This is a genomic window from Mesorhizobium sp. PL10 (assembly GCF_053714315.1).
The window spans coordinates 43,960-57,175 of sequence record NZ_JBSKBR010000008.1; the positions used below are offsets into that span (position 1 = coordinate 43,960).

Here is a 13,216-nt window from a genome sequence, read left to right on the forward strand (position 1 = left end):
GGCTGGTGGGCGCGCCGGAAACGCGCGCGGAGAAGCGCGACGGCAGGCGTTTCCTGTCCTGCAGCACGAACCCCTTGTAGGCCGGATCGCCAAAAAGCTCTTCCATGGCGTGGCTCATACCAATGTTTTGGGTTTTCGGCAATTGCGTGCCTTCGCGGAACCTGGTTCCTCGCTCACGAAATGGGGAGATTACCGTCTGTCCGTCTTGAATTCGAACAGCTCAATGACGTTGCCCGATGGATCTTCAAGCAGGATAGCCCGGCCCGCACCGCCATCGCTGATGTTCCCTCGGAATGTCACGCCGGCCGCGCGCAGCCGGTTCATCAGGTCATCCAACGCCTTGGTTACGACCATGAACCTGTTCCACCCGCCTGGCTTCGGATTACCTCCGGCCTGACCACCGCTTCCCGCACCTGGAGCGCTGAGATACAGGGTAAGGTCGTCGCGAAGCAGCGCTGCGAACTTGCCAGGATTGTGCATTTCGACCTTGAATTCGAGATTATCCCGGTAAAATTCCACAGCCTTGTCTACGTCGGCAACGATATAACGGACGGACGCCATTCAAACCGTCTCCTCTCGTGAGGAATTACTGGGGCCGCGCCATAGCCGCTTTCGCCGGGCGCAGCCCACGCTTCCGGAACGCACCGACTTGCACATAGTTCCGACCACTGGCGCTTGATGCAGAAGATTAGCCATCACTGCGCTACAGGATTTCGAACACGAAGGTCTTCACCAGCGCGTCCGGCTCGGCGATGGCGTAGCAGCGGAACCACGGGCTCTGCTCGACCGGGCGCCATTTGCCCGCCTGCTCCAGTTCGTCGAACACGGCCTGAAACCCGCCGCTCTCAAAAACCTGATCTCGCACGGTGAAGATGGCGTGGCCGCCCTTTCGGGTGATGCGGACAAGCTCGTGCAGGCCGGACGCCGGCGCATGGCTGATGGTGAACACGCCGGTCGAGAAGAAACCGCGAAAGTGTCCGTCCGGCCAGGGCAGCGGGCCGCCGAGCATCGCCTTTTTCAAATCGCTGTAGGCATTGCGGCTGCCGGCGATCTTGAGCATGTCGTCGGAGAGGTCGAGTCCGGCGATCTCGCCGTAACCCAGCGCCTTCAGCGACGGCCCCGACAGGCCGGTGCCGCAGCCGGCATCGAGCAGCGGTCCTTCGCCCACCGGCACATGGCGCGCCACCCAGGCGGTGATCAGGAACGGCAGCAGATAACCGAGCGAGGCGGTCTCGCTGTCATAGGTCGCTGCCCAGTCGGCATAAGCCCTGGCCAGCCCTTCCGGTGTGTCGGCCGAATAGACCGAGTCCAGCGCCGCATTGGCCTTGTCGACGATCATCGCTTGTCCTCCGGAACGATCTTTTCTCGATCGTAGCCGTGTCCGCGCCGGACTTCTATTCCCCGTGCTGCCGACGCAGCCGCTGCTCCAGCGCCCTGAGCGCCAGCGACAGGCCGACGGTCAGGATGAGATAGATATAGGCGACGATCGAATAGGTCTCGAAGAAGCGGAACGAGCCGGCGGCGTAGATCTTGCCCATCTGCGTGATGTCGGCGACGCCGAGCACCGAGACCAGCGAGGAATCCTTGACCATGGCGACGAAGTCGTTGCCGAGCGGCGGCAAAATGGTGCGGATGGCCTGCGGAAACACGATCAGCCGGAAACGCTGCGTGCGCGAAAGCCCAAGTGCCTTGGCCGCTTCGATCTGGCCTTTCTCGACCGACTGGATGCCGGCGCGAAAGACCTCCGAGATGAAAGCGGAGTAACCGATGGTCAGCGCCATGATGGCCCGCCACAGCAGCGAGACGTCGCGCACCAGCAGTTCGCCGAGATAGCCGGCGCTCTGCAGCGGCGCGGTCAGCGCGTTCCATGCAGCGACGAAGGCCGGCGCACCGGCAAAGGCGATCCAGAACAACAGCACCAGGATCGGCACGCCGCGAATGATCTCGACATAGAAGCGGGCGATTTGCCTGAGCAAACGGGATCCCGACAATCCCATCAAGGCAATGCCGAGCCCGATGGCTGAGGCGAGAGCGAAGGCGACCACGGTGACAAAAACGGTGACGCCGATGCCCTTGGCGACGGTGCCGAACACCTGGGCGTAGAGATCGCTGGTGGTGATGAACAGTGCGGCCAAGACGGCAAGCACGATCGCGGCAGCAAGCCACCAGGGGAAGTCGGATTTGGGAGAGGCGGGCGCGGCCATTAACAGGCAACGCCGGTGAACAGCCCCCGTCGCATGAACTGCCAATCTCCCCCCTTGCGGGGGAGATGTCCGGCAGGACAGAGGGGGGTGCTGTCCGTCCGGCCTGTCAGCGGGTCAAATCCACGACTCTTGCCCGAATTCTCTTCTGAAAAGCTCAAAACAAAAGGGAGGCGTTCCTTCACACCCCCCTCTGCCCTGCCGGGCATCTCCCCCGCAAGGGGGGAGGTTGTCAGCTTCGCCAACCACGCCGGTTCATCCACGTTTGCGATTAGCGAAAGCCGTTGCGCCAAGACGGGCCTACTGCCCCATCTTGTAATCAAGAAACCACTTCTTGTTCAGCGCATCGAGCGTGCCGTCGGCCTTGAGCGCGGCGATGGCTGCGTTGACCGGCTTCACCAGATCGGACCCCTTCGGGAAGATGAAGCCGAAATCCTCGGTGCCGAGCGGGCCGCCGATCAGCTTGAGCTTGCCCTCGGAAGCATCGACATAGCCTTTGCCGGCCGTGCCGTCGGTCAGCACGACATCGACGTCGCCGGATTTCAGCGCCTGCACCGTAGCGCCGAAGGTTTCGAACAGCTTGATGCGCGGGTTCTGCTCATTGCCGTCGAGCACGCTGTAGACGGCGGTGTAGAACGGCGTGGTGCCGGCCTGCGCGCCGATCAGCCCGTCCTTGAAGGCGCCGAAGGTCTTGGCGTCGGTAAAGCGGCTTTCATCGCCGCGCACCAGCATGAACTGCTCCGAACGCATATAGGGATCGGAGAAATCGACCTTCTCCTTGCGGTCGTCCTTAATGGTGATGCCGGTCATGCCGATGTTGTACTGGTTGTCGGAAACCGCCTGGATCATCGCGTCCCAGGAGGTGTTCTGGTACTCGACCTTGAAGTTCAGCCGCTTGGCGATCTCGTCCATCGCGTCATATTCCCAGCCGATCTGCTTGCCCGTCTTGGCGTCGATGAACTGCAGCGGCGGATAGGCGTTTTCCGTCACCACCACCACTTGTCTGCCGCCGAGGTCGGGCAGCGCGTCGGCCGCCCAGGCGGCGACGGGTGCGAGAAGACAGGCCGCAATCGCAGCCAGCAGCAGTTTCGATTTGGTCATGACACACTCCAGGGTGAGAAGCCCGTATGCAGCCGGGCTAACATGAAGATCCCGGCGCGACTTTAGCCGTCCGCAGACGGCTTGCAAGCCGGTCCGGTGCTTAAGGCAGGTTGAAAGCGGGATTTCAATGCCCCGAGCCGCCGCGGTTTAGAACGCCTTGTGGTCGGCATTTATTCCGTGATCCCGCGACGGCAAACCAGGCCGCTTCCGGACACGAGGGAAACCGTCAAATGACGGGTCAGGATGTTGACGTCGCGTCACGCAACTTGGTGACAAACCCGGTCAAGGTCCGGTGCAGCGACTTCAGCTCGTCGACCTCGAGCGGCATGGCGCAGGCAAGGCCTGCGGACACATCCTTGATGCGGGCGCGCAGCGCTTGGCCTTGTGCCGTGGGTTCGACCAGCACGCGACGCTCGTCGGCCGGATCGCGCCGGCGGGTGACCAGGCCACCCACCTCGAGCCGCTTGAGCAGCGGCGTCAGCGTCGCCGAATCGAGCCCCAGCGCCTCGCCGAGCTCGCCGACCGTGCTCGGCGCATGCTGCCACAGCGCCAGCATCGCCAGATATTGCGGATAGGTCAGGCCGGGCGGGTCGAGCAGCGGCCGGTAGAGCTTGGTCATCAGCCCGCTCGCCGAATAGAGCGCAAAGCAGAGCTGCTGGTCGAGGCGCGGAACAGCGATCGTCCCGGCGGTGTCCGCCGGGACGTCGCTAGCTCTGGTTTCGGTCTTCGTCGTCATGCTGCCTTTGCCGGAAGCGCCACAGTCGAAAGCGCCACCTCGACATTGCCCTTGATCGCATTGGAATACGGGCAAATCTGATGCGCCGCCGATACAAGCGCTTCCGCCTCTGCCTGATCAAGGCCTTTCGTCTCCGCGGCGAGCGCGACACCGAGTTTGAAGCCTTCGCCATGGGGAAGCAGGCTGACGGTGGAGGTCACCGACGCATCGGTCAGCGGCAGCTTCTGCTTGCGCGCAACGAAGCGGATGGCGCTTTCGAAGCAGGCGGCATAGCCGACCGCGAACAGCTGCTCGGGATTGGTGGCGCCACCCGATCCACCCAGTTCCCTGGGCAAAGCGAGGTCGACCTTGAGCAGGCCGTCGCTGGTCTCGCCGTGGCCGGCGCGACCACCGGTGACGTGAGCCTGAGTCGTGTAGAGTGCCATGTCGTATCTCCAATTTGCTTGTGCACGAAACGAAAAAAGGCGGCCGAAGCCGCCTTTCAAATCCTTGGTCGAGATCTTACTCGGCCGGGGTCGCTTCCGCGGCGGCCTTGGCTGCCGCTTCAGCCTCGTCGGCGGCCTTCTTCTCGGCGGCTTCCTTGGCGGCCGTCTCGGCTGCCAGCGCCTGGGCGGCGGCCACCTTCTCGGCCTCAATGCGGGCCTTCTCGGCGTTCAGCGCGTCGCGCTCCTCATCGTTCAGCTTGCGGGCGCGCACGCCGGTGTTTTCCGAAATACGGGCCGACTTGCCGCGACGGTCGCGCAAATAATAGAGCTTGGCGCGGCGCACCTTGCCGCGGCGGACGATCTCGACGCCTTCGACCATCGGCGAGAAGACCGGGAACACGCGCTCGACGCCTTCGCCATAGGAGATCTTGCGGACGGTGAAGTTTTCCTGGAAGCCGGCGCCCGAGCGGGCGATGACGACGCCTTCATAGGCCTGGACGCGGGTGCGGGTGCCCTCAGTCACGCGGACCTGGACGCGCACGGTGTCGCCGGGCTGGAACTCGGGAAGCTTGCGCTTGGCTTCGATCTTGGCAGCCTGTTCGGCCTCGAGCTGACGGATGATATCCATGTCAGTAATCCACTTCTTGTTCTTCCGACAGTCAGAGCGTCCGACACTCGCCTTGCAGTTCCATTGACCGCTCGGCTATGCCCTTTGTCTCCGAGACATCTGTCTTCGAAACATTGGGCAGGGGCGACTACACCGTCATTGTTGACGGGCCCGGCAGATTTTTCTTCCGGTTCGGGCGGGCACATACAGCTATTTCGCTCACTTGTCACGCCTTGGCCCTGTCTTTTTTGGCCGCATGCCACCACGCAATCGTCCAGTACGGGGTTGCGCCGACCCTTCAAGCTTCCTAAAGCCGCGCGAAGCATTGTTTCCCGGCGCCGTTCTCATGACAATTTTCGACATGTCCGTTCTCGACGCAGTCCTGCTGTTTGCGGCAGGCTTTCTATCTGGCGCATGCAATGCGGTCGCCGGCGGCGGCACCTTCATCACTTTCGGCGCCATGAGCCTGGTCGGCGTGCCACCGATCGTCGCCAACGCCACCTCCTCGGTAACGCAGTTCCCTGGCTACATCACCTCGACGCTCGCCTACTGGACCGACATCAAGCATTTCTGGCGCGGCGCGCTGCTGCTTTGCCTGATCTCGGCGGCCGGCGCGCTGGCGGGCGCCTTCATCCTTCTGGCGCTGTCCAACCCGTCTTTCAGGCTCATGGTGCCGTGGCTGCTGCTCGCCGCCACCGCACTATTCGCCGCCGGGCCGTGGCTGAAGCCGGCGCCCAAACCGGGGCACGAGGCCTCGGTTGGCTCGCTCGCCGGATCGCTGGCGCAGTTCCTCACCGCCGTCTACGGCGGCTTCTTCGGCGCCGGCATGGGCGTGATGATGCTGGCGACGCTCGGCCTGACCCAGGCCGGCGACTACCACCGGCTGAACGCGCTGAAGAACATGCTGGCCGTGGTCATCGCGGCGGTGGCGATCATCGTCTTCGTCTCCGGCGGCGTCGTCGCCTGGCCGCAGGCGATCGTCATGATCCCCGCAGGCGCCCTCGGCGGCTATGCCGGCGTCTGGATCGCCAAGCGCGTGCCGCAAAACGCGGTGCGCGGCTTCGTCATCGCCGTCGGCCTGTTCCTGGCGTTTTACTACTTCACCAAGGGCTGAGGCGAAGCGCCCAACAAATCCGGCCGCCGCTCCCTGGTCAGCTTCTCGGACTCCGCGCGCCGCCATGCGGCGATCTTCTTGTGATTGCCGGACACCAGCACGTCGGGGATCGGCCGGCCCTCAAATTCCTGCGGCCGGGTGTAGTGCGGATGTTCGAGCAGGCCGTTTTCAAAGCTTTCTTCCTCGCCCGACACCGCATTGCCCATGACGCCCGGCAGCAGCCGCACCACGGCGTCGAGCAGCACCAGTGCTGCCGGCTCGCCGCCGGAGAGGATGAAGTCGCCGATGGAAACCTCTTCCAGTCCCCGCGCCTCGATCAATCGCTGGTCGACGCCTTCGAAGCGGCCGCAGACGATGACGGCGCCCGGCCCAGCGGCAAGCTCGCGGATACGCGCCTGCGTCAGCGGTTTGCCACGCGGGCTCATCAGGAGTTTTGGCCGCGGATCGCCAGTCGGCGACGTGTGGTCGATCGCCTTGGCCAGCACGTCGGCGCGCATGACCATGCCGGCGCCGCCACCGGCCGGGGTGTCGTCGACGGTGCGGTGTTTGTCCTCGGCGAAGTCGCGGATCTGGATCGTTTCCAGCGACCAGGTCCCCGCCTCCAGCGCTCGCCCGGCCAGCGACAGGCCAAGCCCGCCCGGAAACATCTCGGGATAGAGCGTCAGCACCGAAGCCTTGAAGGTCACCGGTTGCCCCCGGCGTCGCGCGGTCCGCGTGGCCTGCCTTTGGGATTGAACTCTTCGTCGCGCGGGCCGCCACCATCCTCGTCCTCAAGCAGCCCGGCCGCAGCCGGGTCGACGCGGACATAACCTTCGGCGACCGCCACCTGCGGCACGGCAGCCTGGGTGAACGGGATCAATACGCCTTTGCGCCCGCCGAGCGTGACGTCGAGAATATCGCCGCCGCCGAAATTGTGCACGGCGACCACCTTGCCCAGCACCGCACCCGTTTCGTCCCGCACCTCGAGGCCGACGAGATCGGCGTGGTAGAATTCATCCTCCTCACCATCGTCGGGCAGCATCGAGCGGTCGACGAACAGTTCCGTGCCGGCCAGCGCCTCGGCGGCGTTGCGGTCGGCAATGCCCTTGAAACGCACCACGACAACAGTGTTGGCGGGCCTTATGTCGATGATCTGGAAGGCGCGGCCGTCCTTGGCGTAGAGCGGCCCGTAGTCAGCCAGGGCCAGCGGCTCCCCGGTGAAGGTTTTGACCCTGAGCTCGCCCTTGATACCATGGGCGGCGCCGATCACGGCCATCTGGACGGGGTTCTGGGGCTTCGACATGGTTGACATCCTTTGCCTTGCTCTAGCGCCGCCCCGGCGTCATTTCAATGATCGCTCGGTTGTCATTTCCAGTTGCCATCTCAATGACGGGCTCTTCACCGCTTCCTAACCTCGCCGTCGCAGGATGGCGGCCTGATGCGCAAAGGCGTAGGATCCGAACCCTGATGCAGGAATTCCTTATTCCGGCAAAACCCGACCTCCAGGCGGCGCGCGAGAGCTGGCTGAAGATGCTGACGCGCGAGCGCAGGCTGTCGCCGGCGACGGTCGAAGCCTATGAGCGCGATACCAGACAGTTCCTGAATTTCCTGACCGGACATTGCGGAGGTTCGCCGGGCATTTCCGACATCGCCACGCTGCGTCCCGCCGACCTGCGCGGCTTTCTCGCCGCGCGGCGCAACGCCGGCGCCGGCGCTCGTACGCTCGGACGGGGTCTTGCCGGCATTCGCTCGCTGTTGCGCTTCCTCGAGCGGCGCGGCCTCGCAAACGCCGCCGGTGCGGCAGCGCTGCGCGCGCCGCGCCAGCCGAAATCGCTGCCCAAGCCGCTGACCGCCAGCGACGCCAAACATGTCGTCTCGGTGGAAGGCCAATTGGCGGAGGAGCCCTGGATCGCCGCCCGCAATGCCGCCGTGCTGACGCTGCTCTACGGTTCGGGCCTGCGTATTTCCGAGGCGCTTGGCCTCAGCGCCGCCGACCTGGCGTCGGAAACCGACACTGTGCTGCGCGTCACCGGCAAGGGCGGCAAGACCCGGCTGGTGCCGGTGCTGCCGGTGGCACTCAGGGCCATCGCCGAATACCGCAAACTGTGCCCCTATCATCTCGATCCCAAGGGCTTGCTGTTTCGCGGCGCCCGCGGCGGCCCGCTCAATCCGGCCATCGTCCAGCGCGACATGGCCAAACTGCGCTCGGCGCTCAACCTGCCGGATACCGCGACGCCGCATGCCTTGCGCCACTCCTTCGCCACGCATCTGCTCGGCCGTGGCGGCGATTTGCGCACCATCCAGGAACTGCTCGGCCATGCCAGCCTGTCGACGACGCAGGTCTACACCGGCGTCGACACCGCAAGGCTGCTCGAAATCTATGAGTCCGCGCATCCAAGGGCGTGAACTCTTCAATTTCGCCATGCTGGTTAACCGTTTAGCCGCTTTTCGGTCCTAGAAAGGCGATCATGAAACGCGCCATTGCCATCGCCGACCGCGCGGCCCTCGTGTCGCTGAAGCTGCTTGCCGCGCTCAACGCGCTGTTTTTCCTGTCTTTCCTCGTCGTGCTGCTGCTTGCCATGGGCAAAGCCCATGCCGAAGCCCCGGTCTGCACCGGCGCCGATCTGTTGGCGGCCCTGCAGAAAGACGACCCCGCCACCTATGCCAGGATCGAGACGGAAGCGGCGGCGACGCCGAACGGCAAGGGCCTGTTGTGGAAGCTGGAAAAATCAGGCGAAGAGCCATCCTTCCTGTTCGGCACCATGCACATGACCGACCCGCGCGTCACCACGCTGCCGCCGGCGGCCAAGCGAGCCTATGACGCCGCCAGCATCATCATCATCGAGACCACCGACGTGCTCGACAAGCAGAAGATGATGGAGGCCATGCTCAAGGAACCCGAGTTGATGATGTTCACCGACAGCACGACGCTGCCATCGCTGCTGTCGCCGGAGGATGCGGCGGTGGTGAACAAGGGGCTCGATGCACGCGGCATTCCGCCCGCGACCGTCTCTAAGATGAAGCCGTGGCTGCTGTCGGCCATGGTCGCGCTGCCGGTCTGCGAGGTCGCACGCCAGGCCGGCGGCGCTCCGGTCCTCGACGTCAAACTGGCTGAGGACGCCAAGGCTAATGGCAAGCCGGTGGAGGGGTTGGAGACCGCCGCCGGCCAACTCCGTGCCATGGCTTCGCTGCCGCTCGCCTTTCACATCAAGGGGCTGGTCGAGACCCTGAAGCTTGGCGACAAGATAAACGACATCAACGAAACCATGATCGTGCTCTACCAGCGCGGCGACACCGGCACATTCTGGCCGCTTCTGCGTTCAATGTCCCCAGGCGCAGAGGATGACGCCGCGGGGTACGCCGCCTTCGATCAGGCCATGATCACCGACCGCAACAAGGTGATGGTCGACCATGCCCAGCCGATCCTGGCCAAGGGCAACGCCTTCATGGCGGTCGGCGCCCTGCATCTTCCCGGCCCCGAAGGCCTGGTCGAGGATTTTCGCAAAGCGGGCTATACGGTCACCGAAGTCGACTGAGCCGCACTCTCACCCTGTGCCGAATCACGCAAGGTCCCGGCTCTGTTGGGGACAGCAACTGATTCGCAAGGCGGAGGCGGTTGGCCCTATTTTTGGCCGAAAAGGCCAGCTAAGCTCGTTTCTACCCATTCGTGATTGATTTTGCGGGGGAAATACAGGCCACCGAGCGGTTGGGAATCAGAATTATCCTGCGTTCGGCGATTTCCAGGCCTAGTATGAAACCCGTTCAACGGTTGCGCGTTGATGGGTGTTGTTTGATGCTTTTCATCCACGGAGGACACTTTTATGGCGAACCCTAACGACCCAGGCCCAACGCCCAGATCGGGCGGTGGCAGCGGCTGGCTCATTGCGCTTGTCGTAGTTATCCTGGCCATTGTCGCGTACTATGTTTTCGGACGAAGCGGCGAGCATCCGGCACCCGCCGAGCCGCCGGCAGCCAGCACACCGGCGCCCGCGCCTGCACCGGCTGAGCCGATGAAGCCCGCCGAACCGGCGCCAGCACCTGCGCCTGAGCCAGCACCTGCGCCTGCGCCTGAGCCCGCTCCGGCACCAGCCCCGGCTCCCGCGCCTGCTCCGGCACCGGCCCAGTAATCAGGCCACTGATTTCAACGACGAACGGCCCGCTGCAAAGCGGGCCGTTTGTTTTGGGCACCACGGGAAAGGCCTATTGGAAACTCGCTCCGGTGAGTCAGCTGGCGTGGCTTTCGAGAACCGGAGCGGAACGGACATTCAAGTCCGTGAGCACCGGAAGCGCAGAAAGTCGCGCCAGATGGCCTCCGGAGTAGAGTTTATGATGGGCCTTTCAGATATGGATCGGCTTGAAGAATGTTGCCAGCGCCGCTTCCTTGACCGCTTCCGACATGGTCGGGTGCGCGTGGCAGGTGCGGGCGAGATCTTCCGACGAGCCGCCGAACTCCATCAGCACCGCCGCTTCGTGGATCATCTCGCCGGCGCCGAAGCCGACAATGTGGACGCCGAGGACGCGGTCGCTGGCCTTGTCGGCGAGGATTTTCACAAAACCGTCCGTATGCAACATGGCGCGTGCGCGGCCGTTGGCGGTGAACGGGAATTTGCCGATCTTGTAGTCGATGCCGGCCTTCTTCAGCTCCTCCTCGGTCTTGCCGACCGAGGCGATTTCCGGGCTGGTGTAGACGACGCTCGGGATGACGTCGTAGTTCACATGGCCGGCCTGGCCGGCAATGGTCTCGGCCACCGCCACGCCTTCATCCTCGGCCTTGTGCGCCAGCATCGGCCCGGCAATGACATCGCCGATGGCATAGATGCCGGCGACGTTGGTCCTGAGATGGCCGTCGGTCTTGACCCGGCCGCGCTCATCGACCTCGACGCCAGCCTCCTTCAGCCCGAGACTGTCGGAATAGGCGCGGCGTCCGGTCGAGATCAGCACCGCGTCGGCCTCGATGGTCTCGGCCGCTCCGCCCTTGACCGGCTCGAAGGTAACCGTGGTGCCCTTCTTGGCCTTGGTGACGCCTGTCACCTTGGCGCCGAGCTTGAACTCGAACCCCTGCTTGGACAGCAGGCGCTGGAACTGCTTGGAAACCTCGCCGTCCATGCCGCCCAGGATGGTGTCAAGGAACTCAACCACCGTGACCTTGGCGCCGAGCCGCGCCCATACCGAGCCGAGCTCCAGTCCGATGACGCCGCCGCCGACTACCACCAGATGGCCAGGCACTTTCTCCAGCGACAGCGCGCCGGTCGACGACAGGATCACCTTCTCGTCGATGTCGACCTTGACGCCGGGAATGCCGGCGACATCGGAGCCGGTGGCAATGACGATGTTCTTGGTCTCGATCTCCTCGACCTTGCCGTCCTCGGCCGTCACCGACACCTTGCCGGCGGCGACCACCTTGCCGGTGCCGCGAAAGCTATCGATCTTGTTCTTCTTGAACAGGAAGGCGACGCCGTTGACGTTGGCCGATACGGTCGCATCCTTGTGCGCCATCATCTTCTTCAGGTTGAGCTTCGGCGCCGGTATCTCGACGCCGAGCGTGTCGAAGGAATGGCCGGCCTCGGCGAACATTTCGGAGGCATGGAGCAGCGCCTTGGACGGAATGCAGCCGATGTTGAGGCAGGTGCCGCCGAAGGTGGCGTTCTTCTCGACCACGGCCACCTTCAGCCCAAGCTGCGCCGCCTTGATGGCGCAGACATAGCCGCCCGGTCCGGAGCCGATGATAACGACGTCATAAGCCATGATGGGTTGTCCTTTGATTTAGAGCCTTCAACGGCCGCCGCTGACATTCAGGATCGCGCCTGTCGTATAGGACGCTTCATCCGACAAAAGATAGAGAACCGCATGCGCGACTTCATCGGCCGTGCCGGCGCGCTTCATCGGCAGCATGTCGCGGAACCGCTCGACCCGGTCCGGCTGGCCGCCCGACGCGTGGATCTCGGTGTCGATGATGCCCGGCCGTATTGCATTGACCCGCACGCCCTCGGTCGCGACTTCGCGCGCCAGTCCGAGTGTGAAGGTGTCGATCGCGGCCTTGGACGCGGCATAGTCGACATACTCGCCGGGCGAGCCGTGTATCGACGCCGCCGACGAGATGTTGACGATGGCCCCGCCCTTGCCGCCATTCTTGCTCGACATGCGCCTGACGGCTTCACGCGCGCACAGGAACGAGCCGATGACATTGATGCGCATCATGCGCTCCAGCCGCGCCATGCTCATCTCGTCGACACGCGCCTTGACGTCGACGATGCCGGCATTGTTGACCAGCGCATCCAGCCGGCCATAGACGCGATCGACAGCTTCGAACATGGCGACGATGTCAGCCTCGACGCCGACATCGCCCTTCACCGTTATCGCTTCGCCGCCAGCCGCCTCGATTTCAGCGACCAGCGCCTTGGCGGCGGCCTCGTTCGAGGCATAGTTGATCGCGACGCGGTACCCGGAGGCGGCGCCCAGCCGGCAGATGGCGGCGCCGATGCCGCGGCTGCCGCCGGTGACGAACAGCACCTTTTGCGCCGCGCTCATTCCTGGCAACCTTTCAGCAGAAACACGTCCCACGGCAGTTTCGAGAACCCCTTGGCCCCGAAGGCCGTCGACATTTGCAGCGATGGTCCTAGATCCGGAAAAATCAGGCTCTGCGGCGCGTCCGTGCCTTCCGCCGCCAACAGCTCAATGTTGCCCTTGTCGTCGGCGCTGTAGACGACGCCCTGCCACACCGTGCAGGCGGCAAGCTCGTCCCCGGTGACGTCACCCGTCGGGCATTTGTACATCAGCGATCCGTGCGGCCGCGAAACCCCATCGGTCCACATGACGATGCCGTCGAGCACGACGCCCTTGTCGAGCACCATCTTGAAGGAATTGGTGACGGCTGCCGCATCCGTCGTCGGCTGGAAATCGATGCCGGCATCGCTCTCGGCATCGCCGTAGACGGCAAGCGCCAGCGGACAGGCGGCGTGGGCATTTGCGGCAGCGAGGGTCGTGAAGGCGGCCAGCGACAAGGTCGAAAATTTTCTCGATAGACGAAAGGAACGGGTCGTCATGCGGCGGCGC

Annotated in this window: 16 protein-coding genes; 3 read left to right on the forward strand and 13 right to left on the reverse strand. The window is 64.1% G+C overall.

What is annotated here, in order from left to right; genetic code table 11:
* Nucleotides 1–189: 189 nt before the first annotated feature.
* From ACWGTO_RS14755 to rplS, 7 genes are all read right to left on the reverse strand, one after another.
* Nucleotides 190–561, reverse strand: a complete 372-nt coding sequence (locus tag ACWGTO_RS14755; protein ID WP_454575557.1) for a VOC family protein — start codon at nt 559–561, stop codon at nt 190–192.
* 142 nt (nt 562–703) lie between these two features.
* The gene (locus ACWGTO_RS14760; protein ID WP_454575558.1) at nt 704–1,339 is read right to left on the reverse strand and encodes a class I SAM-dependent DNA methyltransferase; all 636 of its coding nucleotides are present in this window, start codon (nt 1,337–1,339) and stop codon (nt 704–706) included.
* Nucleotides 1,340–1,394: 55 nt separating this feature from the next.
* On the reverse strand, nt 1,395–2,204 hold the full coding sequence (locus tag ACWGTO_RS14765; RefSeq protein ID WP_454575559.1) for an amino acid ABC transporter permease: 810 nt from the start codon (nt 2,202–2,204) through the stop codon (nt 1,395–1,397).
* A 297-nt stretch (nt 2,205–2,501) separates the two neighbouring features.
* Entirely contained in the window at nt 2,502–3,302 is an 801-nt protein-coding gene (locus ACWGTO_RS14770) for a transporter substrate-binding domain-containing protein (protein ID WP_454575560.1), read from the reverse strand.
* A 238-nt stretch (nt 3,303–3,540) separates the two neighbouring features.
* A complete protein-coding gene (locus tag ACWGTO_RS14775) occupies nt 3,541–4,038 on the reverse strand; it encodes a MarR family winged helix-turn-helix transcriptional regulator (protein ID WP_454575561.1) in 498 nt (165 codons plus the stop codon).
* On the reverse strand, nt 4,035–4,463 hold the full coding sequence (locus ACWGTO_RS14780) for an organic hydroperoxide resistance protein (protein ID WP_454575562.1): 429 nt from the start codon (nt 4,461–4,463) through the stop codon (nt 4,035–4,037). The genes ACWGTO_RS14775 and ACWGTO_RS14780 overlap by 4 nt, the downstream gene beginning before the upstream one ends.
* A gap of 76 nt (nt 4,464–4,539) precedes the next feature.
* Nucleotides 4,540–5,091, reverse strand: a complete 552-nt coding sequence (gene rplS / locus ACWGTO_RS14785) for a 50S ribosomal protein L19 (protein WP_142867183.1) — start codon at nt 5,089–5,091, stop codon at nt 4,540–4,542.
* Nucleotides 5,092–5,431: 340 nt separating this feature from the next.
* On the opposite strand from rplS, the gene ACWGTO_RS14790 reads away from it, so the two are divergent.
* Entirely contained in the window at nt 5,432–6,184 is a 753-nt protein-coding gene (locus ACWGTO_RS14790) for a sulfite exporter TauE/SafE family protein (protein WP_454575784.1), read from the forward strand.
* Here the strand turns inward: ACWGTO_RS14790 and trmD are convergent.
* Nucleotides 6,166–6,870, reverse strand: coding sequence for a tRNA (guanosine(37)-N1)-methyltransferase TrmD (trmD, locus tag ACWGTO_RS14795; RefSeq protein ID WP_454575563.1), 705 nt, complete (start codon nt 6,868–6,870; stop codon nt 6,166–6,168). The genes ACWGTO_RS14790 and trmD overlap by 19 nt on opposite strands.
* Nucleotides 6,867–7,466, reverse strand: a complete 600-nt coding sequence (gene rimM / locus ACWGTO_RS14800; RefSeq protein WP_454575564.1) for a ribosome maturation factor RimM — start codon at nt 7,464–7,466, stop codon at nt 6,867–6,869. The genes trmD and rimM overlap by 4 nt, the downstream gene beginning before the upstream one ends.
* 164 nt (nt 7,467–7,630) lie before the next feature.
* Here rimM and ACWGTO_RS14805 point away from each other — a divergent pair, with 164 nt between their 5' ends.
* Both ACWGTO_RS14805 and ACWGTO_RS14810 read left to right on the forward strand, forming a co-directional pair.
* Nucleotides 7,631–8,569: a tyrosine recombinase XerC gene (locus ACWGTO_RS14805; protein WP_454575565.1), complete on the forward strand. Its 939-nt coding sequence runs from the start codon at nt 7,631–7,633 to the stop codon at nt 8,567–8,569.
* A gap of 62 nt (nt 8,570–8,631) precedes the next feature.
* Nucleotides 8,632–9,699: a TraB/GumN family protein gene (locus tag ACWGTO_RS14810; RefSeq protein ID WP_454575566.1), complete on the forward strand. Its 1,068-nt coding sequence runs from the start codon at nt 8,632–8,634 to the stop codon at nt 9,697–9,699.
* A gap of 361 nt (nt 9,700–10,060) precedes the next feature.
* Here the strand turns inward: ACWGTO_RS14810 and ACWGTO_RS14815 are convergent, their stop codons facing one another.
* From ACWGTO_RS14815 to ACWGTO_RS14830, 4 genes are all read right to left on the reverse strand, one after another.
* The gene (locus ACWGTO_RS14815) at nt 10,061–10,354 is read right to left on the reverse strand and encodes a hypothetical protein (RefSeq protein ID WP_454575567.1); all 294 of its coding nucleotides are present in this window, start codon (nt 10,352–10,354) and stop codon (nt 10,061–10,063) included.
* Between the two features lie 147 nt (nt 10,355–10,501).
* Nucleotides 10,502–11,908 (reverse strand): dihydrolipoyl dehydrogenase, encoded by a 1,407-nt coding sequence (lpdA, locus tag ACWGTO_RS14820; RefSeq protein ID WP_454575568.1) that lies wholly within the window; start codon nt 11,906–11,908, stop codon nt 10,502–10,504.
* Nucleotides 11,909–11,935: 27 nt separating this feature from the next.
* Nucleotides 11,936–12,691, reverse strand: coding sequence for an SDR family oxidoreductase (locus tag ACWGTO_RS14825; protein WP_454575569.1), 756 nt, complete (start codon nt 12,689–12,691; stop codon nt 11,936–11,938).
* Nucleotides 12,688–13,206 (reverse strand): hypothetical protein, encoded by a 519-nt coding sequence (locus ACWGTO_RS14830; protein WP_454575570.1) that lies wholly within the window; start codon nt 13,204–13,206, stop codon nt 12,688–12,690. The genes ACWGTO_RS14825 and ACWGTO_RS14830 overlap by 4 nt, the downstream gene beginning before the upstream one ends.
* Between the last annotated feature and the right edge of the window lie 10 nt (nt 13,207–13,216).

Excerpts from the sequence above, each read along its gene's own strand:
- ACWGTO_RS14780 (WP_454575562.1), bottom strand. The coding sequence starts at position 4,463 with ATGGCACTCTACACGACTCAGGCTCACGTCACCGGTGGTCGCGCCGGC.
- ACWGTO_RS14755 (WP_454575557.1), bottom strand. The coding sequence starts at position 561 with ATGGCGTCCGTCCGTTATATCGTTGCCGACGTAGACAAGGCTGTGGAA.
- ACWGTO_RS14765 (WP_454575559.1), bottom strand. The coding sequence starts at position 2,204 with ATGGCCGCGCCCGCCTCTCCCAAATCCGACTTCCCCTGGTGGCTTGCT.
- ACWGTO_RS14770 (WP_454575560.1), bottom strand. The coding sequence starts at position 3,302 with ATGACCAAATCGAAACTGCTGCTGGCTGCGATTGCGGCCTGTCTTCTC.
- ACWGTO_RS14805 (WP_454575565.1), top strand. The coding sequence starts at position 7,631 with ATGCAGGAATTCCTTATTCCGGCAAAACCCGACCTCCAGGCGGCGCGC.
- ACWGTO_RS14775 (WP_454575561.1), bottom strand. The coding sequence starts at position 4,038 with ATGACGACGAAGACCGAAACCAGAGCTAGCGACGTCCCGGCGGACACC.
- ACWGTO_RS14760 (WP_454575558.1), bottom strand. The coding sequence starts at position 1,339 with ATGATCGTCGACAAGGCCAATGCGGCGCTGGACTCGGTCTATTCGGCC.
- ACWGTO_RS14790 (WP_454575784.1), top strand. The coding sequence starts at position 5,432 with ATGTCCGTTCTCGACGCAGTCCTGCTGTTTGCGGCAGGCTTTCTATCT.
- lpdA (WP_454575568.1), bottom strand. The coding sequence starts at position 11,908 with ATGGCTTATGACGTCGTTATCATCGGCTCCGGACCGGGCGGCTATGTC.
- rimM (WP_454575564.1), bottom strand. The coding sequence starts at position 7,466 with ATGTCGAAGCCCCAGAACCCCGTCCAGATGGCCGTGATCGGCGCCGCC.
- rplS (WP_142867183.1), bottom strand. The coding sequence starts at position 5,091 with ATGGATATCATCCGTCAGCTCGAGGCCGAACAGGCTGCCAAGATCGAA.
- ACWGTO_RS14825 (WP_454575569.1), bottom strand. The coding sequence starts at position 12,691 with ATGAGCGCGGCGCAAAAGGTGCTGTTCGTCACCGGCGGCAGCCGCGGC.
- ACWGTO_RS14830 (WP_454575570.1), bottom strand. The coding sequence starts at position 13,206 with ATGACGACCCGTTCCTTTCGTCTATCGAGAAAATTTTCGACCTTGTCG.
- ACWGTO_RS14810 (WP_454575566.1), top strand. The coding sequence starts at position 8,632 with ATGAAACGCGCCATTGCCATCGCCGACCGCGCGGCCCTCGTGTCGCTG.